This window comes from Caulobacter sp. GW821-FHT10A06, assembly GCF_059415805.1.
On sequence record NZ_JBWKNY010000004.1, the window covers coordinates 417124 to 442601 of the forward strand.

At 66.8% G+C, this 25478-nt stretch carries 29 protein-coding genes; 12 read left to right on the forward strand and 17 right to left on the reverse strand.

Features of this window, described 5'->3' with window-relative positions; all coding sequences use genetic code 11:
- Positions 1-14 precede the first annotated feature (14 nt).
- The gene (locus tag AC07NF_RS13495) at positions 15-521 is read right to left on the reverse strand and encodes a prolyl-tRNA synthetase associated domain-containing protein (RefSeq protein ID WP_492815862.1); all 507 of its coding nucleotides are present in this window, start codon (positions 519-521) and stop codon (positions 15-17) included.
- A gap of 79 nt (positions 522-600) precedes the next feature.
- On the opposite strand from AC07NF_RS13495, the gene AC07NF_RS13500 reads away from it, so the two are divergent.
- The 3 genes from AC07NF_RS13500 (at position 601) to AC07NF_RS13510 (ending at position 2437) form a co-directional block, all read left to right on the forward strand.
- On the forward strand, positions 601-1347 hold the full coding sequence (locus tag AC07NF_RS13500) for a DUF6065 family protein (RefSeq protein ID WP_492815861.1): 747 nt from the start codon (positions 601-603) through the stop codon (positions 1345-1347).
- Between the two features lie 221 nt (positions 1348-1568).
- The gene (locus tag AC07NF_RS13505) at positions 1569-2135 is read left to right on the forward strand and encodes a hypothetical protein (RefSeq protein ID WP_492815860.1); all 567 of its coding nucleotides are present in this window, start codon (positions 1569-1571) and stop codon (positions 2133-2135) included.
- A 2-nt stretch (positions 2136-2137) separates the two neighbouring features.
- The gene (locus AC07NF_RS13510) at positions 2138-2437 is read left to right on the forward strand and encodes a winged helix-turn-helix domain-containing protein (protein WP_492815859.1); all 300 of its coding nucleotides are present in this window, start codon (positions 2138-2140) and stop codon (positions 2435-2437) included.
- Between the two features lie 104 nt (positions 2438-2541).
- Here the strand turns inward: AC07NF_RS13510 and rhaT are convergent, their stop codons facing one another.
- From rhaT to glmM, 3 genes are all read right to left on the reverse strand, one after another.
- Positions 2542-3609, reverse strand: a complete 1068-nt coding sequence (rhaT, locus tag AC07NF_RS13515; RefSeq protein ID WP_494626591.1) for an L-rhamnose/proton symporter RhaT — start codon at positions 3607-3609, stop codon at positions 2542-2544.
- Positions 3610-3735: 126 nt separating this feature from the next.
- Complete coding sequence (locus AC07NF_RS13520; protein ID WP_494626594.1) at positions 3736-4119, reverse strand: hypothetical protein; 384 nt, start codon at positions 4117-4119, stop codon at positions 3736-3738.
- A 4-nt stretch (positions 4120-4123) separates the two neighbouring features.
- Entirely contained in the window at positions 4124-5470 is a 1347-nt protein-coding gene (glmM, locus tag AC07NF_RS13525) for a phosphoglucosamine mutase (protein WP_494626596.1), read from the reverse strand.
- Between the two features lie 160 nt (positions 5471-5630).
- Between glmM and glmS the strand changes: the two genes are divergently transcribed.
- Positions 5631-7451 carry a glutamine--fructose-6-phosphate transaminase (isomerizing) gene (glmS, locus tag AC07NF_RS13530; protein WP_494626598.1) on the forward strand — a complete coding sequence of 607 codons (1821 nt, stop codon included), beginning with the start codon at positions 5631-5633 and terminating at the stop codon, positions 7449-7451.
- A gap of 3 nt (positions 7452-7454) precedes the next feature.
- Here the strand turns inward: glmS and AC07NF_RS13535 are convergent, their stop codons facing one another.
- Together AC07NF_RS13535 and AC07NF_RS13540 are read right to left on the reverse strand one after the other, a co-directional pair.
- Positions 7455-8843, reverse strand: a complete 1389-nt coding sequence (locus AC07NF_RS13535) for an amino acid permease (RefSeq protein WP_494626600.1) — start codon at positions 8841-8843, stop codon at positions 7455-7457.
- A 70-nt stretch (positions 8844-8913) separates the two neighbouring features.
- Positions 8914-10089: a class I SAM-dependent methyltransferase gene (locus AC07NF_RS13540; protein WP_494626603.1), complete on the reverse strand. Its 1176-nt coding sequence runs from the start codon at positions 10087-10089 to the stop codon at positions 8914-8916.
- A gap of 63 nt (positions 10090-10152) precedes the next feature.
- Here AC07NF_RS13540 and AC07NF_RS13545 point away from each other — a divergent pair, with 63 nt between their 5' ends.
- Entirely contained in the window at positions 10153-10668 is a 516-nt protein-coding gene (locus tag AC07NF_RS13545; RefSeq protein ID WP_494627570.1) for a GNAT family N-acetyltransferase, read from the forward strand.
- Here the strand turns inward: AC07NF_RS13545 and AC07NF_RS13550 are convergent.
- The 3 genes from AC07NF_RS13550 to AC07NF_RS13560 are packed head-to-tail and all read right to left on the reverse strand — an operon-like array spanning position 10665 to position 12185.
- The gene (locus AC07NF_RS13550) at positions 10665-11132 is read right to left on the reverse strand and encodes a nuclear transport factor 2 family protein (protein ID WP_494626605.1); all 468 of its coding nucleotides are present in this window, start codon (positions 11130-11132) and stop codon (positions 10665-10667) included. The two genes, AC07NF_RS13545 and AC07NF_RS13550, sit on opposite strands and share 4 nt — an antisense overlap.
- A gap of 17 nt (positions 11133-11149) precedes the next feature.
- Positions 11150-11785 (reverse strand): lysoplasmalogenase, encoded by a 636-nt coding sequence (locus AC07NF_RS13555; RefSeq protein WP_494626607.1) that lies wholly within the window; start codon positions 11783-11785, stop codon positions 11150-11152.
- On the reverse strand, positions 11775-12185 hold the full coding sequence (locus AC07NF_RS13560) for a YkvA family protein (protein WP_494626609.1): 411 nt from the start codon (positions 12183-12185) through the stop codon (positions 11775-11777). The genes AC07NF_RS13555 and AC07NF_RS13560 overlap by 11 nt, the downstream gene beginning before the upstream one ends.
- Before the next feature lie 65 nt (positions 12186-12250).
- On the opposite strand from AC07NF_RS13560, the gene AC07NF_RS13565 reads away from it, so the two are divergent.
- Positions 12251-13033, forward strand: coding sequence for an SDR family NAD(P)-dependent oxidoreductase (locus AC07NF_RS13565; protein WP_494626611.1), 783 nt, complete (start codon positions 12251-12253; stop codon positions 13031-13033).
- A 126-nt stretch (positions 13034-13159) separates the two neighbouring features.
- Here the strand turns inward: AC07NF_RS13565 and AC07NF_RS13570 are convergent, their stop codons facing one another.
- From AC07NF_RS13570 to AC07NF_RS13580, 3 genes are all read right to left on the reverse strand, one after another.
- A complete protein-coding gene (locus AC07NF_RS13570; protein WP_492815848.1) occupies positions 13160-13753 on the reverse strand; it encodes a CC0125/CC1285 family lipoprotein in 594 nt (197 codons plus the stop codon).
- A gap of 97 nt (positions 13754-13850) precedes the next feature.
- Positions 13851-14483 (reverse strand): LysE family translocator, encoded by a 633-nt coding sequence (locus AC07NF_RS13575; RefSeq protein WP_494626615.1) that lies wholly within the window; start codon positions 14481-14483, stop codon positions 13851-13853.
- A gap of 59 nt (positions 14484-14542) precedes the next feature.
- Positions 14543-14950, reverse strand: coding sequence for an MAPEG family protein (locus tag AC07NF_RS13580; protein ID WP_494626617.1), 408 nt, complete (start codon positions 14948-14950; stop codon positions 14543-14545).
- Between the two features lie 150 nt (positions 14951-15100).
- Between AC07NF_RS13580 and AC07NF_RS13585 the strand changes: the two genes are divergently transcribed.
- Entirely contained in the window at positions 15101-15301 is a 201-nt protein-coding gene (locus AC07NF_RS13585) for a KTSC domain-containing protein (protein WP_494627571.1), read from the forward strand.
- Between the two features lie 58 nt (positions 15302-15359).
- Here AC07NF_RS13585 and AC07NF_RS13590 read toward each other — a convergent pair whose 3' ends face one another.
- The 3 genes from AC07NF_RS13590 to AC07NF_RS13600 all read right to left on the reverse strand — a co-directional run bounded on the left by AC07NF_RS13590 (position 15360) and on the right by AC07NF_RS13600 (position 19358).
- Positions 15360-16586 (reverse strand): argininosuccinate synthase, encoded by a 1227-nt coding sequence (locus AC07NF_RS13590; protein ID WP_494626620.1) that lies wholly within the window; start codon positions 16584-16586, stop codon positions 15360-15362.
- Between the two features lie 70 nt (positions 16587-16656).
- Positions 16657-17019: a hypothetical protein gene (locus AC07NF_RS13595; protein ID WP_494626622.1), complete on the reverse strand. Its 363-nt coding sequence runs from the start codon at positions 17017-17019 to the stop codon at positions 16657-16659.
- A 344-nt stretch (positions 17020-17363) separates the two neighbouring features.
- A complete protein-coding gene (locus tag AC07NF_RS13600) occupies positions 17364-19358 on the reverse strand; it encodes a potassium transporter Kup (protein ID WP_494626624.1) in 1995 nt (664 codons plus the stop codon).
- Positions 19359-19562: 204 nt separating this feature from the next.
- Here AC07NF_RS13600 and AC07NF_RS13605 point away from each other — a divergent pair, with 204 nt between their 5' ends.
- Complete coding sequence (locus AC07NF_RS13605; protein WP_494626626.1) at positions 19563-20003, forward strand: Rrf2 family transcriptional regulator; 441 nt, start codon at positions 19563-19565, stop codon at positions 20001-20003.
- A 103-nt stretch (positions 20004-20106) separates the two neighbouring features.
- Here AC07NF_RS13605 and AC07NF_RS13610 read toward each other — a convergent pair whose 3' ends face one another.
- On the reverse strand, positions 20107-21297 hold the full coding sequence (locus AC07NF_RS13610; protein ID WP_494626628.1) for an MFS transporter: 1191 nt from the start codon (positions 21295-21297) through the stop codon (positions 20107-20109).
- A 290-nt stretch (positions 21298-21587) separates the two neighbouring features.
- Here AC07NF_RS13610 and AC07NF_RS13615 point away from each other — a divergent pair, with 290 nt between their 5' ends.
- The 3 genes from AC07NF_RS13615 to rlmN all read left to right on the forward strand — a co-directional run bounded on the left by AC07NF_RS13615 (position 21588) and on the right by rlmN (position 24571).
- Positions 21588-22199 carry a flavodoxin family protein gene (locus AC07NF_RS13615; RefSeq protein ID WP_494626630.1) on the forward strand — a complete coding sequence of 204 codons (612 nt, stop codon included), beginning with the start codon at positions 21588-21590 and terminating at the stop codon, positions 22197-22199.
- Between the two features lie 171 nt (positions 22200-22370).
- Entirely contained in the window at positions 22371-23171 is an 801-nt protein-coding gene (locus tag AC07NF_RS13620; protein ID WP_494626632.1) for an SDR family NAD(P)-dependent oxidoreductase, read from the forward strand.
- Between the two features lie 185 nt (positions 23172-23356).
- Positions 23357-24571, forward strand: a complete 1215-nt coding sequence (rlmN, locus tag AC07NF_RS13625; protein WP_494627573.1) for a dual-specificity RNA methyltransferase RlmN — start codon at positions 23357-23359, stop codon at positions 24569-24571.
- Here the strand turns inward: rlmN and AC07NF_RS13630 are convergent.
- The gene (locus tag AC07NF_RS13630; RefSeq protein ID WP_494626635.1) at positions 24568-24897 is read right to left on the reverse strand and encodes an ArsR/SmtB family transcription factor; all 330 of its coding nucleotides are present in this window, start codon (positions 24895-24897) and stop codon (positions 24568-24570) included. The genes rlmN and AC07NF_RS13630 overlap by 4 nt on opposite strands.
- Before the next feature lie 50 nt (positions 24898-24947).
- Between AC07NF_RS13630 and AC07NF_RS13635 the strand changes: the two genes are divergently transcribed.
- Positions 24948-25397 carry an SRPBCC domain-containing protein gene (locus AC07NF_RS13635; RefSeq protein WP_492815837.1) on the forward strand — a complete coding sequence of 150 codons (450 nt, stop codon included), beginning with the start codon at positions 24948-24950 and terminating at the stop codon, positions 25395-25397.
- The last annotated feature ends 81 nt before the right edge of the window (positions 25398-25478 follow it).

Here is a 25478-nt window from a genome sequence, read left to right on the forward strand (position 1 = left end):
GGCGTGTTCGCCTCTTAGGCGACGACTTCCATGGCTTCGAAGTCGACGATCATCGGCTCCACGCCCAGGGCGCTGAGGAACTTGCGGAAGTCGGCCTGGCTCACCGCCGTGGTGGCGTCGTTGCCCAGCGGGTGGAAGTTGACCGGGTCAGACTCGGCCAGGGCCTTGTCGAGCACGAAGCGCAGACGCTTTTCGCCGTCGTTGATCAGGCCGAAGGCGGTGACCGAGCCCGGCGTCACGCCCAGGGTTTCGACCATCATCTCCTGCGGGCCGAACGACAGCCGGCCCGAGCCGATCACGTGGTGCAGCTTCTTCAGGTCGATGACCGTCTCGCCCAGGGCCGAGATCAGCCACAGCTGGCCCTTGGCGTCCTTGAGGAACAGGTTCTTGGTGTGGCCGCCGGGCAGGGCCTTCTTGATCTCCAGGCCCTCCTCGACGCGGAACACCGGCGGGTGGTCGAGGGTCGAGGCGGCAATGCCGTGGGCCTCGAAAAAGGCGAACAGGTCGGCTCTGGTCTTCATGAGGTCTCTCTAGACGGCCCAACACCCGCAGGGCTAGACCAGAGAACACCTAGGGCAGGAAGAAGAGCAAAGGACCGGCATGGAACTGGAGTGCTATCCCACCGAGAACCGTCCGCCGGAAATCGTGCCCGGCCGCCCGCAGCGGGCCTGGATGGATCATTTCGCCGACCGCCATCCCTATCGCTGCCTGCCGCTGACCATGGCCAACACCACCGGCTGGGACGTTCTGTGTCCGGTCGGCTTCTCGATGAGCTGGGACGGCGGGGCGCACCAGGAGTGCATCAAGTTCCAGCCCGACCACCCGTATCCGGGCTTCACCGACTTCGTGAAGTCTCACTTCACGCGTGGCGTGGTGACCTTCCACACCGGCTACCTGTTCCGCACGCCGCCAGGCTGGTCGCTGATGGCCATGGGTCCGCCCAACCACGTCAAGGACGGGATCCAGCCGCTGGCCGGCGTGATCGAGACCGACTGGCTGCCGTTCCCGTTCACGATGAACTGGATCTTCACCCGCCCCGGCACGGTGCGGTTCGAGAAGGGCGAGACCTTCTGCTTCATCATGCCGATCCAGGACAAGCCGATGGAGGCCTTCCAGCCGGTGATCCGCTCGATGAATTCCAACCCGGACCTGCGGCGCCAGTACGACGTCTGGGCCGAGAAGCGGAGCGAGTTCAACAAGCTGATCTTCAAGCGCGATCCGGAGGCCACCAAGGAGGCCTGGCAGCGGTTCTACTTCAAGGGTGAGTATCCCGAAGAGATCCAGGCCGAGGCGCCGAGCCATCACGTGAACAAGCGGCGGATGAAGTCGCCGAAGGTGGGGGTGTAGTTCGCCGTAGATCCTCCCCCTGTGGGGGAGGCGGCCGAAGGCCGGAGGGGGAAGTAACCGGATAGCCCGCTACTTCCCCCTCCGTCGGCTGCGCCGACACCTCCCCGCGAGGGGGAGGATCTTCCCGTCCAATCCGGTTTGTTCAGAGCACTCTGCTTGACAGAGCATTTCCACTATGACCAACTCTGCATCACAGAGTTCTCTGACCATGGAGGCTGGTGATGACGAGCGTATCCAAACACGAAGCCGAGGCGGCCCTGTCGCAGATCGACAGCGTGACCCGTCGGGGCATGGCGCTGCGCAGCTACCGCCACGCCGGGCCGATCCTGATGGTGTGGGGCCTGATCTGGGGCCTGGGCTATCTGGGCATGGCCAGGCTAGCGCCGGAATATTGGGGCTGGATGTGGGGCGGGCTGGACGCCGTCGGGGTCATCGGCACGCTGGTGCTGTCGTCCCGGTTCAAGCCGGCCGACGGCGGGGCGCCGAGCCAGGCCTGGCGGACCAGCCTGGGCATGGCTGCGTGCGTGGCTTTCATCCTGGCGATCGTGGCGGTGTTCCCCAAGACCGAGCTCCTGCCCTACATCGCCCTGCCGGGGCTGTTCGTGGGCTTCCTTTATACGGTGATGGGCGTGACGATGGCCGCCTGGCGTTACGCCGTGATCGGGGCGGTGGTGTTCCTGGCCACCCTGCTGGGCTACTACGCCTGGCCCCAATACCTGGCCGAGTGGTTGGCCTTGGTCGGGGGTGGCGGCCTCTTCCTCAGCGGCCTGTGGCTGAGGAGCGCATGACGATGGCCGGGCTCGATGATGTGATCCACCAGCCGCTGCGGCTGAAGATCATGGCCGCCCTGGCGGCCGAGAAGGGCCAGCCGCTGGACTTCCCGCGCCTGAAAACGATCACGGAAGCCACCGACGGTAACCTGGGCAGCCACCTGACGACCCTGGAGAAGGCCGGCTATGTGGCGATCGAGAAGGACTTCGTCGGCAAGCGCCCCCGCACCCAGGCCCGGCTGACCCCGGAAGGCCGCAAAGCCTTCCGGGCGCATGTGGAGTACCTGCGGGGGGTAGTGGAGGCGGCTGAAGAGCTCTGAGGAGCCGAAACCTCGCCCTTCGACAGGCTCAGGGTGAGGTTTCTAGTGAACCGCCGCGAAAAGTAGTCCTCATCCTGAGCTTGTCGAAGGACGAGGACGGGCCCTCAGCCCCCGATCATGTTCCCGTAGCCGATCACGATGGTCGCGCCGACCAGCAGGGCCACGCCGGCCCAGACCATGTTGCGCACGGCGGGGCGGGCGTCCTTCCACTCCTTGAAGGCAAAGCCCCACAGGGTGCCGAAGATGATGATCGAGGCCATGTGCAGGGTCCAGCTGGAGAAGCCGAACTTGCCCATCTGGCTTTCGCCCATCGTGTAGAAGAAGAACTGGAAGTACCAGGCGGTGCCGGCCAGGGCGCACAGCAGGTAGTTGACCAGCAGTGGGGCCTTGGGCTCAGCAGCGTCGGCTTCCGTCGTCTTGCCCAGCCACTGCCCGGCCGACTTGTTGCGGATGATCAGGCCGGCGCACCAGATACCGTTGGTGATCAGGCCGCCGAACATCACGAGGCACAGGGTCGGCAGGCCGGTCCAAAGCGGACCCGCGCCGGCCGCCGCGGCCAGGGCCTTCACCGGCTCGCCAGCGGCCAGGCCGAAGGCGAAGCAAGCCGACATGATCCCCGAGAAGATCGCGACCGCGATGCCCTTCTTGAAGTCGAACTCGGCGACGGCGGCGGCCTTCTGGTCGGGCGACAGGTCGGCGTCCTTCTTGGCGCCGGCCATAGCCACGACGATGATGCCGGCAAGGGTCATCAAGAGGCCCAGCAGGATGATCTTGCCCGAGGTCGAGCCCAGCAGGGTGGCGGCGAAGGTGCCGCGGACCAGCGGCGGGATCAGGGTGCCGAACACGGTGCACAGGCCCAGCACCACGGCCATGCCGAGCGAGAGGCCCAGATACCGCATGGTCAGGCCGTAGGTCAGGCCGCCAAAGCCCCACAGCACGCCGAACAGCACGCACAGGCCCACGACGTCGTGCGGGACCTGGCTCATCACGCCCATCAGGTTGGGGGTCTGCAGCGAGGCGAACAGCCACGGAGCCAGCAGCCAGGAGAAGATGCCCCCGGTCAGCCAGTAGATTTCCCACGACCAGCGCTTCACGCCGCGATACGGAACATAGAAGCTGGCCGAGGCCAGACCGCCCAGCCAGTGGAAGACGACGCCAAGCAGCGGGTTCATGCGCGCGCCTCGCTCGGCGCGGTTTCGATACGCTGCATGTCTTCCTCCATCACGTGGATCCCGAAATATGGGATGCTTTTCTACATGATGGAGGTTTTTGCGCGGGACGCCAACCCTTGCTGACGTTTAGCCGTCCAGGCCGTTCTCGTCCTCGGCGTCCGGAGTCCAGTACGGCTCGGATTCAGGCGCTGGGCCACCCAGGGTGACCGAGAAGTCTTCGGCATGGAACGTGATCGCGCCAAAGGCCAGGTTCACGGTATTGGCGCCCTTGGTCGGGATCCAGTGAGCGATGTTACCGAAACTGGCGTGGATCGCCAGTTGTTCCGGGTCAGTCGTGGTCGAGAAGGCCCGAACCTTCTCGAAGCGCACGGCGACCAGGATTCGATGATCCCGGACGCCGGGGGGATAGGCGGCCAGCCGGATGGTCAGCGCCCAGGCCGGGAGGTCCAGCTCGATGGCGAGCAGATTGCCGTCGTGGAATGCGGCATAGCCGGTCTCGCCCATGTCCATGGGATCAGACCGCCTTCACCGCGCTGACGATCGACTTCACCACCTTGGTCACCAGGGCGGGATCATCGCCCTCGGCCATGATGCGGATCAGGGGTTCGGTGCCCGAGGCGCGGACGACGATGCGGCCCGAGCCGTTCAGCTGGCTCTCGCCGTCGGCGATGGCCTCTTTCACGGACTTGGCCTCCAGCGGCTTGCCGCCGGCGAAGCGGACGTTTTCCAAGAGCTGCGGCACGGGCTCGAACTGGCGGCCCAGGGCGCTCATCGGCAGGTCGGTCTGGATCATCACCGCCAGCACCTGCAGGGCGGCGATCAGGCCGTCACCGGTGGTCGAGAAGTCCGACAGGATCAGGTGGCCCGACTGCTCGCCGCCGACATTGAAGCCGCCTTCGCGCATGCGCTGCATGACGTAGCGGTCGCCGACCGAGGTGCGCTCGAGCGACAGGCCCAGGGTCGAGAGCTGGCGCTCCAGGCCCAGGTTCGACATCACGGTGGCGACCACGCCGCCGCCCTTCAGCGTTCCGGCCTTGTGCGAGGCCGCGGCGATGATGGCCATGATCTGGTCGCCGTCGACGACCACGCCCTTCTCGTCGCAGATCACCAGGCGGTCGGCGTCGCCGTCCAGGGCGATGCCGATGTCGGCGCGGTACTCGCGGACCATCTTGGCCATGGCCTCGGGATGGGTCGAGCCGCACTCGGCGTTGATGTTCGTGCCGTTCGGGGCCACCCCGACCGTGAACACCTCGGCGCCCAGTTCGTAGAGCGCGTCGGGCGCGACCTTGTAGGCCGCGCCATGGGCGCAATCGATGACGATGCGCAGGCCCGACAGGTTCAGGTGGCGCGGGAAGGTCGCCTTGACGATCTCGATATAGCGGGCCTGGGCGTCGTCGACGCGCTTGACGCGGCCAAGGTCACGCGGGGCGGCGAGGCCTTCCTGCAGGCCCTCGTCCATCAGGGCCTCGATCTTCAGCTCCTGCTCGTCCGACAGCTTGTAGCCGTCGGGGCCAAACAGCTTGATGCCGTTGTCGGCGAAATTGTTGTGGCTGGCGCTGATCATGATCCCGAGGTCGGCGCGCATCGAGCGGGTCATCATCGCGACCGCAGGCGTGGGCAGGGGGCCAAACAGCCGCACGTCCATGCCGACGCTGGTCAGGCCGGCGACCAGCGCGGGCTCGATCATGTAGCCCGACAGGCGGGTGTCCTTGCCGATCACCACCAGGTGCCGGCGCTCGTCCTGCGAGCGGAACAGCTTGCCGGCGGCCAGGCCGACGCGCAGGGCGACCTCGGCCGTCATCGGATGCTTGTTGGCCTGGCCCCGGATGCCGTCGGTGCCGAAATAGGCGCGCTTGCTCATGGTCGTCTTCTGGTCTCTTTGAAGCCTTCGTCGGACCGCGAAACGATCCGAAATGCAGATTTACGAGTGAGCGTCTTTAGCCAGTGCTAAAGGCGCCTCAAGCAAGTCTCGCGTCGACAGGCATAATCCTGTCCGTGCGTTCTACAAGGGATCATGGCCCATGTGCGGCATTATCGGCATCGTCGGAAAAGAGCCCGTCGCTGAGCGCCTGATCGAGAGCCTCAAGCGGCTCGAGTATCGGGGCTACGACTCCGCCGGCATCGCCGGTGTGGTCGGCAGCAAGGTCGAGCGCCGTCGCGCCAAGGGCAAGATCAAGGCGCTGGAAGCCGTCGTGACCGAGGAGCCGCTGGTCGCGACGACCGGCATCGGCCACACCCGCTGGGCCACGCACGGCGCGCCCAATGTCCAGAACGCCCACCCGCACACCGCCGGCCGCGTCACCCTGGTCCACAACGGCATCATCGAGAACTTCGCCGAGCTGAAGGCCGAGCTGGCCGCCGCCGGCCGGACGTTCTCGAGCGACACCGATACCGAGGTCATCGCCCACCTGATCGACGCCGAGCTGGCCACGGGCCTGCCGCCGCTGGAGGCCTTCAAGGCCACGCTGGACCGCCTGACCGGCGCCTACGCCCTGGCCGTGCTGATCGAGGGCGAGAATGACCTGATCCTGGGCGCCCGTCGCGGCAGCCCGCTGGTCGTGGGTGAAGGCCAGGGCGAGATGTTCCTGGGCTCGGACGCCCTGGCCGTCGGTCCCTTCACCAACCGCGTCGTCTATCTGGACGAGGGCGACTACGTGGCCCTGGACCACGACAGCTACCGGATCTTCGACGCCTCGGGCGCGGCGGTGACCCGGCCGGTGCGGGTGGTGCCGACCTCGGCGGTGATGCTGGAGAAGGGCAACTACCGGCACTTCATGGAGAAGGAGATCCATGATCAGCCGGAAGGCTGCCAGCGCACGATCGCGGCCTATGTCGACACCCTGACCTCGCGCGCCTCGGTGCCCGGCGACATCGACTTCGCCAAGCTGGAGCGCATCCAGATCGTCGCCTGCGGCACCTCGTTCATCGCCGGCATGGTCGGCAAGTACCTGATCGAGCAGCTGGCCGACCTGCCGGTCGATGTCGAGATCGCCTCGGAGTTCCGCTACCGCACGCCGGCCCTGCGGCCGGGCTCGCTGGTCGTGGCCATGTCGCAGTCGGGCGAGACCGCCGACACCCTGGCGGCGCTGCGCTACTGCAAGGCCAAGGGCATGAAGAGCGCCGTGGTCGTCAACGCCCAGGAATCAACCATGGCCCGTGAGGTCGACGTGGTCTGGCCGATCCACTGCGGTCCCGAGATCGGCGTCGCCTCGACCAAGGCCTTCACCGCCCAGGTCAGCGTGATGATCGCCCTGGCCATCGCCGCCGCCAAGGCGCGCGGGACGATCGACGCCGCCGAGGAGCAGCGCCTCGTGAAGGTGCTGCTGGAAGCCCCGCGCCTGATCGCCGAGGCCATCGGCCTGGAAGACGCCATCAAGGAGATCGCCGCCGACGTCGCCAAGGCGCGCGACGTGCTCTACCTCGGTCGCGGCCCGATGTCGGCCCTGGCCCTGGAAGGCGCGCTGAAGCTCAAGGAGATCAGCTACATCCACGCCGAGGGCTACGCCGCCGGCGAGCTGAAGCACGGCCCGATCGCCCTGGTCGACGACCAGACCCCGATCGTCATCCTGGCCCCGCACGACAGCTATTTCGAGAAATCGGCCTCGAACATGAGCGAGGTCATGGCCCGGGGCGGCCAGGTGATCTTCATCACCGACACCGAAGGCGTGAAGCATGCGCCCGCCGGCGCGAAGGTGGTGGTCACGGCCCCGGCGTCGGACCCCCTGGTCTCGACCCTGGTGATGTCGGCCCCGATCCAGCTGCTGGCCTACCACGTCGCCGTGGTGAAGGGCGCGGATGTGGACCAGCCCCGCAACCTCGCTAAGTCGGTGACGGTGGAATAGCGCCTAGGCGTTCAGTCGCGAGTGCTTGCGCGAATATCCGAAATAAATCGCGCAAGCCGCCGCCACCCACACCGCGAACAGCAGCCAGGTGTCCAGCGGCAGGCCGATGATCAGATACTCGCAGAAGGCCACGCTGAGCGCCGGCAGCACCGGGTACAGCGGCACCTTGTAGCCGCGCGGCAGGTCCGGCTGCGTGCGGCGCAGGATGATCACGCCCAGCGAGACGATGGCGAAGGCGATCAAGGTGCCCATGCTGGTCAGGTTCACCAGCACGTCCAGCGGCACGAACGCCGCCAGCACCGCGATGAAGGCGGCGACGATGTAGGTGTTGAGGTCCGGGCTGTGGGTCTTGGGATCCAGACGCTGGAACACCTTGGGCAGCAGGCCGTCGCGGCTCATGGCGTAGAGGATCCGCGTCTGGCCGTACATGACGACCAGCGTGATCGAGAAGATCGACACGATCGCCCCGACGCACAGGATCAGCGAGGTCCAGGCCTGGCCCGTCAGGTTGCGCAGGATCACCGCCAGGCCGGCTTCCTGACCCTTGAACGCCGTCCAGGGCTGGGCCCCGACCGCGGCCAGGGCGACCAGGATGTAGACGGCGGTGACGATCAGCAGGCTCAGCACGATGCCCAGCGGCAGGGTCTTGCGCGGGTCCTTGACCTCCTCGCCCGCCGTCGAGACCGCGTCGATGCCGATATACGAGAAGAAGATCGACGAGGCCGCCGCGCCGACGCCCGCCACGCCCATCGGCATGAACGGCATCAGGTTGCTGGCGTGGAAGCCGCTGAAGGCCACGACCACGAAGAACAGCAGCACCAAGAGCTTCAGCACCACCAGCACGGCGTTGATCGCCGCCGATTCCTTCACGCCGCGCAGCAGCAGGATCATGCAGGCCCCGACCAGCACCACGGCCGGCACGTTGACGATGCCGCCGGCGCCAGGGGCCTTGGCGATGGCGTCGGGCATCTTCCAGCCGACCAGGTCGACCAGCATTTCGTTCAGATACTGCCCCCAGCCCACGGCGATGGCCGAGGCAGAGACGGCGTATTCCAAGAGCAGGCACGCCCCGACCAGGAAGGCGACGAACTCGCCCAAGGTCGCATAGGCGTAGGAGTACGAAGACCCCGACACCGGGATGGTCGAGGCCAGCTCGGCGTAGCACAGGGCCGTCAGGGCGGCCGTGATGCCGGCCAGCACGAAGGACAGGATCACCGCCGGACCCGCCGCCGGCACGGCCGTGGTCAGGGCCACGAAGATGCCGGTGCCGATCGTCGCGCCGACGCCCAGCATGGTCAGCTGGAACAGGCCGATCGAGCGGTGCAGGTTCTCGGGCGGATGTTCGCCCTCGACATTGGCGACGGGCTTGCGGCGCAGGAGGTCGGCCAGCATGGCGCTTCCTTCAGGAGATCAGGCGGCGCCTATGAACGCCGCCAGCTTTCCCGTCAATCTTTGGAGCGTTTTAGGCGCGCAGCAGATAATCCCGCGTCAGCGGCACCGCGTCCCGCTTCTTGGCCAGCTGGATCTGGAAGACCATGTGGCCGCCGTGCCGGAAGCCCAGCTCGGCGCCGGCCAGGTAGAACTCCCACATCCGCCGGAAGCGGGCGTCGAACATCGTCGGGATATCGGGATCGGCCATGAACCGCTCGCGCCAGATGCGACAGGTCTCGGCATAGTGCAGGCGCAGGATCTCGACGTCGGTGATCCATAGGCCCGCCTGCTCGATGGCGGTGACGATCTCCGACAGGCCGGGGATGTAGCCGCCCGGGAAGATGTATTTCTGGGTGAAGGCGTTGGTCGCGCCCGGTCCGTGCATCTTGCCGATCGAGTGGACCAGGGCCACGCCGTCCTCGTCCAAGAGCTTGGCGATAGTCTCGAAATAGGTCCGGAAGTTCGGCGCGCCGACGTGTTCCAGCATGCCGACCGAGACGATGCGGTCGAACTTTTCGTCCAGGTCGCGATAGTCGGTCAGGCGGAAGTCGGTCTTGTCGGCCAGGCCCGCCTTGGCGGCGCGCTCCTTGGCCAGGGCCAGCTGCTCGGTCGACAGGGTCACCCCGGTCATCTGCGCCCCGAAGTCCTTGGCCAGGGTCATGGACAGACCACCCCAACCCGAACCGATGTCCAGCGTCTTCATGCCGGGCTCAATGAGCAGCTTGCGGCCGATCAGGGCCTTCTTGGCCTCCTGGGCCTCTTCCAGCGTCATGTCCGGACGCTCGAAATAGGCGCAGGAGTACTGCATGTCGGTGTCGAGGAACCTGCGGTACAGGTCGTTGGACAGGTCGTAATGGTGCGAGACGTTGCGGCGCGAGGCCACGCGGTCGTTGACCTGCTGGATCCGTCGCTTCAGCGCCTTGCGGAAACGGGTGAAGGCCGAGCCGCGCTTGGGTTTGCGCCCGCCGCTCTCGCCGACGATGGTCAGCAGCTGGTCGATCGTGCCCTGTTCGAAGACGATGTCGCCTTCCATATAGCCTTCGCCCAGGCCCAGGCTGGGATTGGCCAGGCGGCGCAGGCCCCGGCCGTTGATCCGGATGGCTACGGGCGGCCCCGTGCCATCCCCCGCCTTGATGACCCGGCCTCCCGGCAGATGCGCCGTGAAGTCGCCGGTCTTGATCATTTTGCTGAGCAGGGCTTCGATCATCCGACCAACTTAAGCACTGGTTCGTCCGCGACAACCTGTCGCACACGGAGGAAATTCATGTCGATGCTGAATCTGGTCGTCAGCCGCGCCGGCGCCGACGAGGCGCACATCGTCGCCAACCTGATGCAGCTCTACATCCACGACTTCTCGGAGCTGTGGTTCGACCGCGAGGTCGAGGGCGAGCTGGGGCCGGACGGGCGCTATTTCGACTATCCGGGTCTGGAGACCTATTGGGCCGACCCGGCCCGCGAAGCCTGGCTGTTCCGCATCAACGGCCTGCCGGTTGGTTTCGCCCTGGTCAACGACGTCGCCCACGCCCGCGCGCCGATCGACCGCGCGGTGGCCGAGTTCTTTGTCGTCCGCAAGCACCGCCGGCGCGGGGTGGGGATCGCGGCCGCCCACGCCCTGTTCGGCACGGCCTGGGGTGTGTGGGAGGCGGCGGTGGTCCGCCGCAACGCCGGCGCCCTGGCCTTCTGGCGCCAGGCGGCGGCCAGCTATCCGGGCGTGCGCGACATCGTCGAGGAGGATCACGACGACGCGCTGTGGAACGGGGCGGTGCTGCGGTTCCGGGTGGGCTAGAGCTTGCGCAGCTCGGGGCAGGCGTCGGGTTCGGCCGTCCAGCTGATGCTGGCGATCTTCCAGGCGCCGTCCTGCTTGGCGAAGGTGAAAACGTCGATGCCGCAGTGCAGGGTCTTGCCGTCGCGCGAGACCTCATAGGGCGCGGTCAAGGTGGCCAGGCCGCCGCGGCGGATGATCACCGGCGACCAGATCCATTCCTTGACGCCCGGATCCAGGCGCTTGCCGTAGCTGTCCTCGAAGGCCACGCGGCCGATCTTGAACTGGCCGCCACCCAGGGTGCGCACGCCCATGAACGGGGCGCCGGGCAGGAACAGGGGCTTGAGGGCCTCGGGATCGGCGGCGGCCAGGCCGTCGAGGAAGGCCTGGGTCACGGTCATGACGGCCTTGTCCTCGGGATCGGCTTGCGGCGGCGCCGGAGCAGCGGCGGCGGCCTGGACAAGGGCGGCGATCACGAGAGCGAGCATGGCGGTCTCCGAAAGGTCTAGCTGAGCATGCCCCAGCAGATGGCCGCCTGTCCGCCCCAATAGAGGAACCAGACGGCCCAGGCGGTCAGGCGCGGGGAATTGAGCAGCTTGGCGCCCTTGAAGAGGTCAAAGGACAGGATGGCGTCCGAGGCCATGAAGGCGAAGGCGCCGATCGTGGTGGCGATCGCGCGCTCCGGCAGCAGCAGGCTCGAGACGACCATGCCGACGATGGCCAGCACATAGGCGATCACCGGGATCTTCAGCTTGCCCAGGCTGCTCCACAGCAGGCGCAGCATCAGGCCGGCGGCGGCGCCGACCCCGATCGCGCCGACCCAGAACAGGGCGGGCGGTGTGCTCTCATGCTCCAGGAAAAGCGGGATGTAGACGAGGTGTCCGACAAGGAAGGCGCCCAGGCCGAACGGCAGCCAGCGCTTGGGATCCCCGGCCAGGAAGGCGTCGCCCAGGGCGCAGAAGGCCAGGGCGACGGCCAGCAGCACTGAGCCGCCGTCCAGATAGGCCAGCACCGCCAAGGCCGCGACGGCGCTGGTCTTGACGGTCGTTCGTAGAAAAGACGGGGGCTGATGAACAAAGATCAGGCCATAGGCGAGGGCGCTGCCGGCGGCGATCGCCCACAGCAGGGCCTCAGGCGTCATGGGACAGTTTCTGCAGGAAGGCCTGGGCGGCCTCCTTGTGGCGCGGCTTGATGGTCTTGCCCAGGATCGCCACCAGGGCCGCGAACACCGCGGCATCGTCGGTGAAGCCGATGGCCGGCAGGATGTCGGGGATCGCGTCGGTGGGCAGGACGAAATAGGCCAGGGCCGCGAAGATCATGCCCTTGGCCGCCGTCGGGGTCTCGGGATCGCGGGCGGCCCACCAGACCGACAGGGCGTCGGCGGCGAACGGCACCTTGGCGGCGACCTTGCGGATCTTGGGCAGGAAGCCCTCGCGCACCTTCTCCTCGTTGACGCGCACGGTCACGGGCGAGAGGGCCTTCTTGGGATCCAGCACCTCGTTGACGTTTACGTCGGGGGACGGTTTGGCGTCGCGGCTCATCGGTTTAAACCCTCACTCAAGCACGATCCTAAACGCTGGAAACGCGAACCCAAGGGGAAACGTCCATGAAACTCGACAACACCGTCGCCGCCGTCGTCACCGGGGGCGCTTCGGGCCTCGGCGAGGCCACCGCCCGCGCCCTGGCCGCCCAAGGCGTCAAGGTCGCCATCTTCGACTTCAACGAGGAGAAGGGCGAAGCGGTCGCCAAGGAGATCGGCGGCGTGTTCTGCAAGGTCAACGTCACCAGCGACGCCGATGTCGACGCCGGCTTCGAAAAGGCCCGCGCCGCCCACGGCCAGGAGCGGATCCTGGTCAACTGCGCCGGCACCGGCAACGCCGCCAAGACCGCCAGCCGCGACAAGGCCACCGGCGAGACCAAGCACTTCCCGCTCGACGCCTTCGACCGCATCATCCAGATCAACCTGGTCGGCACGTTCCGCTGCATCGCCAAGTCGGCCAAGGGCATGCTGGACCTGGAACCGCTGGAAGACGGCGAGCGCGGCGCGATCGTCAACACCGCCTCGGTGGCGGCCGAGGACGGCCAGATGGGCCAGGCGGCCTATTCGGCGTCGAAGGGCGGCGTGGTCGGCATGACCCTGCCGATCGCCCGCGACCTGATGGGCGAAGGCATCCGCGTCAACACCATCCTGCCGGGCATCTTCAACACCCCGCTGATGAACAATGCGCCCGAAGCGGTGAAGGCCGGCCTGGCGGCCTCGGTGCCGTTCCCCAAGCGCCTGGGCAATCCGGAAGAGTACGCCCAGCTGGCGCTCACCATGATCACCTGCGGCTACTTCAACGGCGAGGACGTGCGGCTGGACGGCGGCATCCGCATGGCGCCGCGATAGGCAAAGAAAAGCCCTCCCCCTTGATGGGGGAGGGTTGGGTGGGGGTGAGATAGGGCGATGCAGGCGGAACCGCCGCATCACCCCCATCCCCGACCCTTCCCCCATCAAGGGGGAAGGGCGCTTTTCTTACTTGCCCGGAACCGGCCGCTGGATGGTGCTGGCCAGGTTGCTCATGATCTCGCGGGCGTCGTAGGCGCGCGGGTCGCCTTCCGGCTTCTTGCCCTTGTGCAGCAGGATCTCGGCGCCGGCCTCGAAACGCTCCACCGTGCGGATTTGGGCGCGGTCGGCGAAGAAGGGGTCACCCCAGAACGGGTCCCAGGTGCGCCAGCCATAGCCGCCGCCGAAATAGCGCCAGGACGGGCGCCAGTAGCCGTACGGATAGCCATAGCCGAAGCCCGGACGCGCGAACGGATCGGGCTCGACGTACGAGCGGGCCGTGCGGTCGGTGCGGTGGTCGGCCGTCTCGAACCAGTCGTAGCCTTGCTGCACGGTCAGCTCGGCCGACCGATAGAGCAGGTAACGCTCGACGGTCTCGCGCGAGGTCAGGCTGTTGCCGGCGAAGCTGATCCGGTAGCGGTCGCTTTCCAGCCGCTGTTCGGAGAAGCCGCCGGTGGTCGAGCCGGACGTGACGCGCGGTTGATAGGGCGTAGGCGTCGCGCAAGCCGCTAAGGTCGCGGCGAGAGCCAACGACGCGGCGATGGCGACCTTCTTCATGGACATGACTTGCTCCTTCAAGCGGAGTCCTCGGTGTTTAGGACAACTCTGGCTGGGCTTTGTGGTTTCGCCAAGGCGCCGTTTGATACAGCGCCGCAACCAATCATCCTCGGGACATAATAAGTACGGCGGCCGTGATCAGAAGGACGCCTACCAGGATTGAAAAAATTCGACGAAAACCTGGCTCGTTCATCCGGGTCGACAGCGCCGCCCCGCCCAGGCCGTAGGAAGACATGCTGATCAGGTCCATGCCGATGGTGGCGCAGGCGAACATGATCAGCTGCGGGACCAGCGGCCGCTTGATGTCCAGGAACGGCGGCAGCACGCCCGAGAAGAACAGCAGGATCTTCGGATTGGCGATCTGGACCATGAACCCGTCGAAGAAGGCCGAACGCCCGGCCCGCACGGTGGCCGAGGCGTGGCTCTCGACGTTCTTGTAGCCCGCCCACAGCGACTTCAGCCCCAGCCATACCAGATAGGCCGCGCCCGCCAGGGCCAGGACGTGGAAGGCCTTCGGAAAGGCCAGGATCAGCGCGCCCAGGCCCAGCGCCGAGCAGCCGAACCACACCAGGGTGGCGGTGTTCATGCCCACCACGCTGATCAGCGCCGCGCCCTTGCCGCGCTCCATGCCGGTGGCGATGGCGAACAGATTGGCCGGCCCCGGCGTGATGGCCATGACGAACATGGCGACCAGGAAGGCGCCATAGCGGGCGGGATCGACGGGCAGGTGGTCCATGGCGCGGATATAGGCCTCCGCGCCCCTCTCGGCAAAGCTTGGGTCCGGCAAAGCTTGGTCTAGTTGCCGATGACCATCAGGATCCAGATCGCCCGTCCCAGGGCGCCGAAGAACAGCGCCGCCGTCGCCAGGGCCTGGATGATGAAGCCCAGCTCGCGCTTCTTGGGATCGGCGGCATAGCCCACGGCGTAGATGATCCGGCCCAGCATCCAGACCACCCCCAAGGCGGCGGCGACCAGGTCGTTCCAGTAGATGGCGAACAGCCACAGCGAGGGCAGGTAGATGACCAGCCACTCGACGGTGTTGGCCTGGACGCGCAGATGGCGCTCCAGCTCCGGATGGCCGCTCATGGCCGGGGCCTCGATGCCCGACCGCCGGCGCGCTCCGGGGATCCGCAGGATCATCCAGAGATAGACCAACAGCGACAGCAGGGTGACGATCGCCACGAGCGCGTGGGACTGATGCATTTTCGGTGTTCCTCCCGGCGGCTCTGACGGCCGCCCCCGAAGCGGAGCCTAGACGGCTGGCGCGGCCGCGCAACCTTCGCCTTGGGAACTCCCTGCCCGCTGAATCGCTCCTAGGACTGAACGATCCCCCGCGCGAAAGGCTCGATGGCCATGCATGTGGAATCCACGGCGATCCGAGAGATCGACTACGCCCCTGAACACGGCAAGCTGTTCGTCACCTTCCAGGACGGTGACGAGTACGTCTATGTCGGCGTCCCCGAACGCGTCGGCAGAGCGTTCTTCCGCGCCCCGTCCAAGGGCCGGTTCTTCCAGCGGATGATCCGCGACCGGTACCCGTACAACAGGGTCTGAAACGAAAAACGCCCCGACCGACGGCCGGGGCGTTCTCGTAGTCCAAGGCTTTTGAGGCCTAGCCGCGCTTGTCGCGCTTGGCCAGGACGCGCAGGCGCAGGGCGTTCAGCTTGATGAAGCCGCCGGCGTCGCGGTGGTCGTAGGCGACCTTGCCTTCTTCGAAGGTCACCAGGTCCTGGTCATACAGCGAGTACGGGCTCTCGCGGCCGATGACCGTGACATTGCCCTTGTACAGCTTCACGCGGACGCGGCCGGTGACCTTCTGCTGGCTGTAGTCGATGGCCGCCTGCAGCATCTCGCGCTCGGGCGTGAACCAGAAACCGTTGTACACCAGCGTGGCGTACTTCGGCATCAGCTCGTCCTTCAGGTGCATGGCGCCGCGGTCGAGGGTGATCGACTCGATGCCGCGGTGAGCGGCCAGCAGGATGGTGCCGCCCGGGGTCTCGTAGACGCCGCGCGACTTCATGCCGACGAAGCGGTTCTCGACCAGGTCCAGGCGCCCAATGCCGTTGTCGCGACCCAGCTCGTTCAGCTTGGTCAGCAGGGCGGCCGGCGACAGGGCGACGCCGTCGATGGCGACCGGGTCGCCCTTCTCGAAGTCGATGGTGATGATCGTCGGGGCGTCCGGCGCGTCTTCCGGCGCGATGGTGCGCATGTGGACGAACTCGGGGGCCTCGACCGCCGGGTCCTCCAGGACCTTACCTTCCGACGAGGAGTGCAGCAGGTTGGCGTCGACGCTGAACGGGGCTTCGCCGCGCTTGTCCTTGGTGATCTGGATCTGGTGCTTCTCGGCGAAGTCCAGCAGGGCCTCGCGGGACTTGAAGTCCCACTCGCGCCACGGGGCGATCACGGTGATGTCGGGCTCCAGGCCATAGTAGCCGAGCTCGAAACGGACCTGGTCGTTGCCCTTGCCGGTCGCGCCGTGGCTGACGGCGTCGGCGCCCATCTTGCGGGCGATCTCGATCTGCTTCTTGGCGATCAGCGGACGCGCGATCGAGGTGCCCAGCAGGTACTGGCCTTCGTACACGGTGTTGGCGCGGAACATCGGGAACACGAAGTCGCGGACGAACTCTTCGCGGACATCCTCGATGAAGATGTTCTCGGGCTTGACGCCGGCGGCCAGCGCCTTGGCGCGCGCCGGTTCGATCTCTTCGCCCTGGCCCAGGTCGGCCGTGAAGGTGATGACTTCAGCGCCGTACTCGGTCTGCAGCCACTTCAGGATGATCGAGGTGTCGAGACCGCCCGAATAGGCGAGCACGACCTTCTTCACGGACTTGTCGGCCATGAGGGGTCCTTCCGGAGAGAAACACAAAGTCGCGCGCCTTCAACGGCGAAAGACGGCGCGGGTCAAGAGCTTAAAGCTGACCTTCGTCCTGCAACGTCTTGATGACGAACCGCAGGTGGAACAGCTGGCTCAGACCCAGGCTGGCGGCGAGGGTGGCGCGGACCAGGAGGATGATCAGCGCCTGGGTCGGATCGTCGGTGAAGGTGGCCTGGGTGGCCGTGAACGACAGCAGCACGATGATCGACAGGATCGGGATGCTGAGCAGGCCCACGGCCTTGGGCGCGCGCACGGTCGGCGCGCCGTCGCGGCCCCACAGCATGGGGACCAGGGCGTCCTTGGGGATCCGCTTCCAGGCGCCTTGGGCGGTGGCGGCGATGATGGCCAGGGCGGCGATCGAGAGGCCGTCGCCAAGAACGCGTAGGGTCGTGCTCATCAGTCTCTTCCAAGGCCTGGTGCGGAAGCGTTCTTCCTCAGGCGAATATATGCCGCCGCCGAAAACCACACGCATAGCCAGGGCATGGCGATGGAAGCGTAGCTACGCAGCTCCGTTATGACTGGGCGGCCTGCGACGATGTCAGCGCCGAGGCCGACCCAGATTATCGCAATGATCATGAGGGGCGCCCAGATCATCCAGCGGGACCAAATGAACTTTCGATCGCCGACGCCCAGATCGACGGGGGGCGGAGTCGCATTGCCGGTTCTCCACGCCAATGCGCTGAAAATTCCACACAGCACCGTCGCGACCCCAAGTAGGGCGGCGGCAAAGCCGTAGGACATCTAGACCGTCACCTGGGCGCCCAGCTCGACCACACGGCCGGGTGGAATCTTGAAGAAGTCCGTCGGATTGGCCGCGTTCTTCATCAGGTAGATGAACAGGCGGTCCTGCCACAGCGGCATGCCCGAATTGGCCGACGGCACGATCGAGCGGCGGCCCAGGAAGAAGCTGGTGGCCATGATGTCGAACTTCAGCCCCTGCTTGCGGCAGACCGCCAGCGCCTTGGGGATGTTGGGGCTTTCCATGAAGCCGTAGTTGACGATGACCTTCTTGAAGTCGTCGTTGACCTTCTCGATCTTGACCCGGTCTTCCTCGTTGACGCGCGGCGTCTCGGTGGTGCGGACGGTCAGGATGACATTGCGCTCGTGCAGCACCTTGTTGTGCTTGAGATTGTGCATGAGGGCGACCGGGGTCATCTCGGGGTCCGAGGTCAGGAAGATCGCCGTGCCGGGGGCGCGGTGCGGGGCGCGGGCGCGCAGGATCTCCATCAGGTCGACCAGGGGCACGCTGTCGCGGCGGGTCTTGGCGGTCAGGATCCCCGCGCCGCGGGTCCAGGTCCACATGATCAGCACCAGCACCGCGCCGAACACCAGCGGCAGCCAGGCGCCGTCCGGGATCTTCAGCATGTTCGAGGCGATGAACACCAGGTCCAGCGCCACCAGCGGGATCAGCAGCAGGCCCGTCTGCCACAGGCTCCACTTCCACACGCGGCGGATGACGACATAGGCCAGCAGGGTGTCGACGAACATCGCGCCGGTGACGGCGATGCCATAGGCCGAGGCCAGCTTGTGCGAGCTCTGGAACATGAACAGCAGCACCAGCACGCCGATCAGCAGGAACTGGTTCACGGCCGGCACGAAGATCTGGCCGGCCTGGGTCTCGGACGTGCGCTTGATCTCGATGCGGGGCAGCAGGCCCAATTGCACGGCCTGCTGGGTCATGGAGAAGGCGCCGGTGATCACCGCCTGGCTTGCGATGACGGTGGCGATGGTGGCCATGATCAGCACGGGCCAATAGGCGAAGCTCGGGACCATCTCCCAGAACGGGTTGCGGCCGGCGGCCGGATTGTCCAGCACCATGGCGCCTTGGCCGAGGTAGTTCAGAGCCAGGCACGGGAACACCAGGCACAGCCACGAGGCCTGGATCGGGCGCTTCCCGAAGTGGCCCATGTCGGCATACAGCGCCTCGGCCCCGGTCACGACCAGGAACACGCTGCCCAGGATGACGAAGCCGACGAAGCCGTTCTCGAACAGGAAGCGGATGCCGTACCAGGGATTGAAGGCGCGGAAGATCGACGGGTCGTCGGTCAGGTGCAGCAGGCCCAGGGCGCCCAGAATCAGGAACCAGACCGCCGTGATCGGTCCGAACAGCGAGGCCATCTTGTGGGTGCCGCGCGACTGGACCGCGAACAGCAGAATGAGAATGCCGGCCGAGATCGGCACGATATAGGGCGTCAGGCTGTGGCCCACGCCGGGCGCGTCCTTCAGGCCTTCGACCGCCGACAGCACCGAGATGGCCGGGGTGATGATGCCGTCGCCATAGAACAGCGCCGCGCCGACCACCCCTAAGAAGAAGATCGCCATGGAGCGTTTGCGGCCGGTCTTGCCAAGGGCCTTCTGGGCCAGGGCCATCAGGGCCAGGGTGCCGCCCTCGCCCTTGTTGTCGGCGCGCATGAAGAAGATGACGTACTTGATCGTCACGAACAGCGTCATGGTCCACAGGACCAGCGACACCACGCCCAGCACCGCATGCTCGGTCGAGGCCGACGAGCGGGCGTGGCTCAGCGCTTCGCGCAGGGCGTACAGCGGGCTGGTGCCGATGTCGCCGAACACGACGCCGATCGAGCCCAGGGCCAGGGCGAAGAAGCCATGACCCTTGGGATCATGACCGCCATGGCCATTGCCACCCCCATTTTGGGAGCCGTTTTCCTGTTGCGGAATGTCGGTAGAGGCGGGCGCGCAATCGGTGCCGGTCGCGCTTGAGGCTTCGGAAGCCATTCAATCCCTCCGGGCCGCCCTCGCAAAATGCTGTCGGCCGACCCATATCGATCAAGCGCGGCGCGATACACCCAATCCGCGACGGGTTCAATCATCCCCTGACGTCGCTTCTTCCCTCTCTCGCAGAAAGGAAGGGGCCGCGTTGCGGAGATGAAACAGTTTTCAGTTGAACGCGCGGGCGACAACCTTACGTTCCCGGTTGAGATGTCTGACAGTCAGAAATTCCCCGTAGCGGCGCACGCCCTGGCCTATCTGGCGCACAAGGAGGCCTTTTCGGCCGACCGCGCCGTGGCCAGCGCCGAGCTCGCCGCCTCGGTCCCGACCAATCCGGTCGTGGTCCGCCGCGTCACCGCCATGCTGGGCAAGGCGGGACTGATCGGCGCGCGCGCCGGCGCCAACGGTGGGGCGTGGCTGCTGAAGCCCGCCGACACCATCACGCTCGACATCGTGTTGAAGGCCGTCAACGGCTGCGCGCATCTGGGCGTCGCGCCCAAGGGCGTGAAGGGCTGCCCGGTGGGCGAGAAGATCCCCGACGCCGTCCGCTCGGCGATACAGGCCGCCGACAAGGCCGCCCATGAGCGCCTGGGCCAGATCACCGTGGCCGACCTGCTGAACGGCGCCCACGCGGCCGTCGAGGGCTGCTGAGAAACGAAAACCTCGTCCTTCGACAGGCTCAGGATGAGGTTTTCGACTGAACGACCCTAGCAGTAGTCCTCATCCTGAGCCTGTCGAAGGACGAGGGCGGCCCCTATTCCGCTGCCGCTAGCGCCAAGCGCTGCTGCTGGCGCGCGTCGATCGCCGCGATCACCCAGATGACGAAGCCGCCCAGGGCCAGGGCGACGCCGACCCAACCGGTCGACGCCCAGCCATAGCCGGCGGCGATGGCCAGGCCGCCCAGCCAGGGGCCCAGGGCGTTGGCGGTGTTGAAGGCCGAGTGGTTCAGCGCCGCGGCCAAGGTCTGGGCGTCACCCGCCACGTCCATCAGCCTCGTTTGCAGCACCGCGCCCAGCCCGCCGCCGCAGCCGATCAGGAACACCACCGGCATCAGGGTCCACAGGCTGCCGATGGCCAGCGGATAGAGGGCCAGGGCGCCGGCGCTCCACAGCAGCACCGCGCCGATGGCCGGGATCAGGGCCCGGTCGGCCGCCCAGGCGCAGACCAAGGTCCCGACGGTCATGCCGGCCCCGAACACCATCAGCACCACCGGCAGGGCGGCGGGCGAGGCGTGGGTCACGGCCAGCATGGTGTCGGCCAGGTAGGTGTAGACGCAGAACATGCCGCCAAAGCCGATCGCGCCGATGCCCAGGGTCAGCCAGACCCGACCATTGGCCAGGGCCGATAGCTCACGCAGCGGGCTAGCGTCGGCGTCGGCCGGAACGCGCGGCGCGAACAGCCAAACCGACAGGGCGGTCAGGGCGGCCAGCACGGCCACGATCACGAAGCCCCAGCGCCAGCCGATCCATTGGCCGACCACATTGGCCAGCGGCACACCGACGATGGTCGCCACGGTCAGGCCGATCATCACCATGGCCACCGACTGCGCCCGCTTGTCCGGCGGGGAGACGCTGGCGGCGACCAGGGCCGCGACGCCGAAATAGGCCCCGTGCGGCAGGCCGCAGAAGAAGCGCGAGATCAGCATGGTCTGGAAGTTCGGCGCGATGGCCGACAGCAGATGCCCGACCGCGAACACCGCCATCAGCACCGTCAGGATCACCCGGCGCGGCAGCCGCGCGGCGCCCACGGCGATCACCGGCGCGCCCACCACCACGCCCAGGGCATAGGCGCTGATCGCATGGCCGGCCGTGGGCGCATCGACGCCCAGGTCCTTGGCGAAATAGGGCAGCAGGCTCATCGACGCGAACTCGGTCGTGCCGATCGCGAAGCCGCCCAGAGCGAGGGCGGCCAGGACTAAGCCGGGATGGACGGTCTTGGTGGTCATGTCGGCGCCTCACACACACGTGGCGCAACACGGACGCGACGCGGCCAATGGGGGAGGGCGGCGCGCCGAAGATCATGCTGCTGGCAGAAGTTCCTTCTGCATAAAGAAATGACAACGTTGTCGCAAGCGGCATAGGCATTTCGTCGTTCGGCCAGAAGCCGCCTTCAGCGCCGCTGATTCCGACCCACAGAAAAATTGCACCCGACCTTGTTGCTGATCCTCTGGCGACGCTGTTCGGCGATCTTACGTAATCGCTACCGTTTCAGTTTCTAAAAACGAGGGAAACCACAATGACCACCGTCGCCATCGCCTACCATTCCGGTTACGGCCACACCGAAGTCCTGGCCCACAAGGTCGCCGAGGGCGTCCGTGACGCCGGCCAGACCGCCGTGCTGCTGAAGATCGACAACGCCGCCCAGGACTTCGCGCCGCTGATCGAGCAGATCACCGCCGCCGACGCCGTCGTGTTCGGCGCGCCGACCTATATGGGCGACGTTTCGGGCGTGTTCAAAGTGTTCGCCGACGCCACCGCCAGCGCCTTCTTCACCGGCGCCTGGAAGGACAAGCTGGCCGCCGGCTTCACCAACTCGCACAGCTTCGCCGGCGACAAGGGCCACGCGCTCGAGAGCCTGACGATCCTGGCCGCCCAGCACGGCATGAACTGGGTGAACCTGGGCATCGCTCCGCCGAACGTGACCGCCGCCGAGCGGGGTCCCGACACCCTGAACCGCGTCGGCTCGTTCCTGGGCGTCGCCGCTCAGTCGGACAACGCCTCGACCGAGATCACCCCGCCGGCCGGCGACCGTGAGACCGCCCGCCTGCTGGGCGAACGCGTCGCCAAGGCCGCCGTTCGCTGGGCGGTCGGCGCCAACGCCGCCGCCGAGCTCGGCAAGGCCGCCTAAAACCAACTGCCCTGGGCCGCGCGGTTTTCCCTCCCCGCAGCGGCCTCGGAAGGGGCGCGCCCGACCCCATCGCGCGCCCCTTCCGCCCCCTTTCTTGAGGGCTTCTTGTACCGAAGCGCGGACCGTGCTCGTCTCCGGCGAAGTTTCGTCTTCTTCCGGATCGACTACGACATGGCCCGCCGTCTCGCCCTGATCACCGGCGCCTCCGCCGGCATCGGGGCCGCCTCCGCCCGCATCTACGCCAGCCACGGCTATGACGTGGCCCTGACCGCGCGCCGGGTCGATCGCCTCGAGGGCCTGGCCGCCGAGATCAAGTTGCGCTCGGGCGTCGAGGCCTATGCCATCCCCGCCGACCTGGCCGAGCCGGCCGGCGTCGACACGGTGCTGGCCGCCATCGCCGAGCAGGGCCGGGTGGTCGACGCCCTGGTCAACAACGCCGGCTATGGCCTGCCGGGGACCTACGACTCCACGAGCTGGGCCGACCAGGCCAAGTTCCTCCAACTGATGCTGACCAGCGTCTGCGAGATGACCCACAAGGTCCTGCCGGGCATGGTCGAGCGCAAGTTCGGCCGCATCGTCAATGTCGCCTCGCTGGCGGGCCTGGTCCCCGGCGCGGCCGGCCACACCCTGTACGCGGCGACCAAGGGCTTCCTCGTGAAGTTCTCCCAGAGCCTGCACCTGGAGAACCTGCAGAACGGCGTGCACGTCTCGGCTCTGTGCCCGGGCTTCACCTATTCGGAATTCCACGACGTCAACGGCACCCGCGCCCAGGTCACCCAGGGCGTGCCCGAATGGCTATGGCTGGGCGCCGACGAGGTCGCCGCCGCCGGCTACGAGGCCGCCGAGGCCAACCGCTCGATCTGCGTCCCCGGCGCGCCCAACAAGACCATCGCCGCCATCGCCAAGATCGTCCCGGATGACTGGGCCCTGGCCCTGATCGCCAACCAGGGAAGCAAGTTCCGCAAGGTTTAGGGGCGCGAAATCCTCGTCCTTCGACAAGCTCAGGATGAGGATTTCGGTTGAGGTCCGGGCCTTTCAATAGGCCTCATCCTGAGCCTGTCGAAGGACGAGGCCGCTTGTCGCAGGCCGGTCCTTTTGGAAAACCGCCTCGGACCTGCTATATGTCCGCCTCGACCCCCGAGCATCCGGACACCCCCTTGAGCGTCACCCTCGACCTGTCGCGCGTCTCCACCGAGACAGCGCCCGCCACTCCCGTCGCCAAACCCATGGTCAACCTCTCGGGCCTCACGCGCCCGCAGCTGGTCGCGGCCCTGGTCGAGAGCGGCGTGGTCGAGCACGGCAAGGCCAAGATGCGCGCCACCCAGATCTTCCGCTGGATGCACCATCGCGGCGTTACCGACTTCGCCCATATGAGCGACGTCGCCAAGGAGACCCGCGCGCGTCTCGCCGAGACCTTCACCATCGCCCGGCCGGAGATTGTCGAGCGCCAGGTGTCCAAGGACGGCACCCGCAAGTGGCTGATCCGCATGGCTCCGGGCATCGAGGTCGAGAGCGTCTACATCCCCGGCGTCGGCCGCGCCGGCGCCCTGTGCGTGTCCAGCCAGGTCGGCTGCACGCTCAATTGCAGCTTCTGCCACACCGGCACCCAGCCGCTGGTCCGCAACCTGACCGCGGCCGAGATCGTCGCCCAGGTGCAGGTGGCCAAGGACGACCTGGCCGAATGGCCGTCGGACAAGGAAGACCGCGTCCTGTCGAACATCGTGTTCATGGGCATGGGCGAGCCGCTGTACAATCTGGGCCAGGTGGCCGACGCCATCGAGATCATCAGCGACAACGAGGGCATCGGCATCTCGCGTCGCCGGATCACCGTCTCGACCTCGGGCGTGGTGCCGATGCTGGAGAAGTTGGGCAATACGACCCAGGCCATGCTGGCGATCAGCCTGCACGCCACCAATGACGCCCTGCGCGACGAGCTGGTGCCGCTGAACAAGAAATACCCGATCGCCGAGTTGATGGCCGGCATCCGCGCCTATCCGGGCCTGTCCAACGCCCGCCGCGTGACCTTCGAATACGTGATGCTGAAGGGCGTCAACGACAGCCCTGACGAGGCCCGCGCCCTGGTCAAGCTGATCAAGGGCATTCCGGCCAAGATCAACCTGATCCCGTTCAATCCGTGGCCGGGCAGCGACTACCTGTGCTCGGACTGGTCGACGATCGAGGCCTTCGCCGCGATCCTCAACAAGGCTGGCTACTCCTCGCCGATCCGCACCCCGCGCGGGCGCGACATCCTGGCCGCCTGCGGCCAGCTGAAGAGCGAGAGCGAGAAGGTCCGCGCCTCGGCGCTGCGCAAGCTGTCGCTGGCGGCGATGGCTGGGGTGCTGTCGGATGATGACGAGGACGAGGCGGCCTAGGCCTCTTCCTCGACCACCTTCTTCAGCCGGCTGAGCATCCCCGCCGCATAGGCCGCGTACGGGCCGATCCAGCGTTCGTGGATGGCGTGGACTGGCAGGGCGTCCAGGTGGTTCCAGCGTTCGCGACCGCGTCGTTCGGCCACGACCAGTCCGGCCTCTTCCAGCACGCCCAGGTGTTGCATAACCGTGCAGCGATCGAGCTCCGCGAACCGCGCGCACAGCATGCCGGTGGTCAGCGGCTCGGCTTTCAGCAGATCCAGAATGCTCCGCCGCACCCGGTGGCCCAGGGCCTTGAAGATCAGGTCGGCTTCGTCCTCGCTTGACATGTTATAAGATTATAACACATGGTCATCGCCAGCAAGCGAGGAGATGCTCCATGGCGCACGAATTCACCGTCAGCGGCCGGATCGGCAAGCCCGTGTCCGAGGTCTTTGAGGCCGTCGCCGATCCGAAGAAGCTGTCCGGCTATTTCACCACCGGCGGGGCGCAGGGGCGGCTCGAGACCGGCGCGACCGTTACCTGGGACTTCCACGATTTCCCGGGCGCCTTCCCGGTCGAGGTGGTCGAGGTCGTGCAGAACGAGAAGATCGTCCTGCGCTGGGGCTCGGCCGAGCCGAACGCGACCTACAACACCGAGGTGACCATGACCTTCGCCGACACGGGCGACGGCCGCACCCTGGTCAAGATCCACGAGGCGGGCTGGAGCGACTCGGCGGCGGGCGAGAAGGCCGCCTTCGGCAATTGCGAGGGCTGGACCGGCATGCTTTGCGCCATGAAGGTCTTCGTCGAGCACGGCCTGAACCTGCGGGAAGGCTTCTACAAGTAGGCCTCGGCTCCCCTGACGCGGGCGCCCCCTACGCAAGACTCGGTGACCCGTGTTAGTCAGGTCGCCGAACAATTCCCAGGG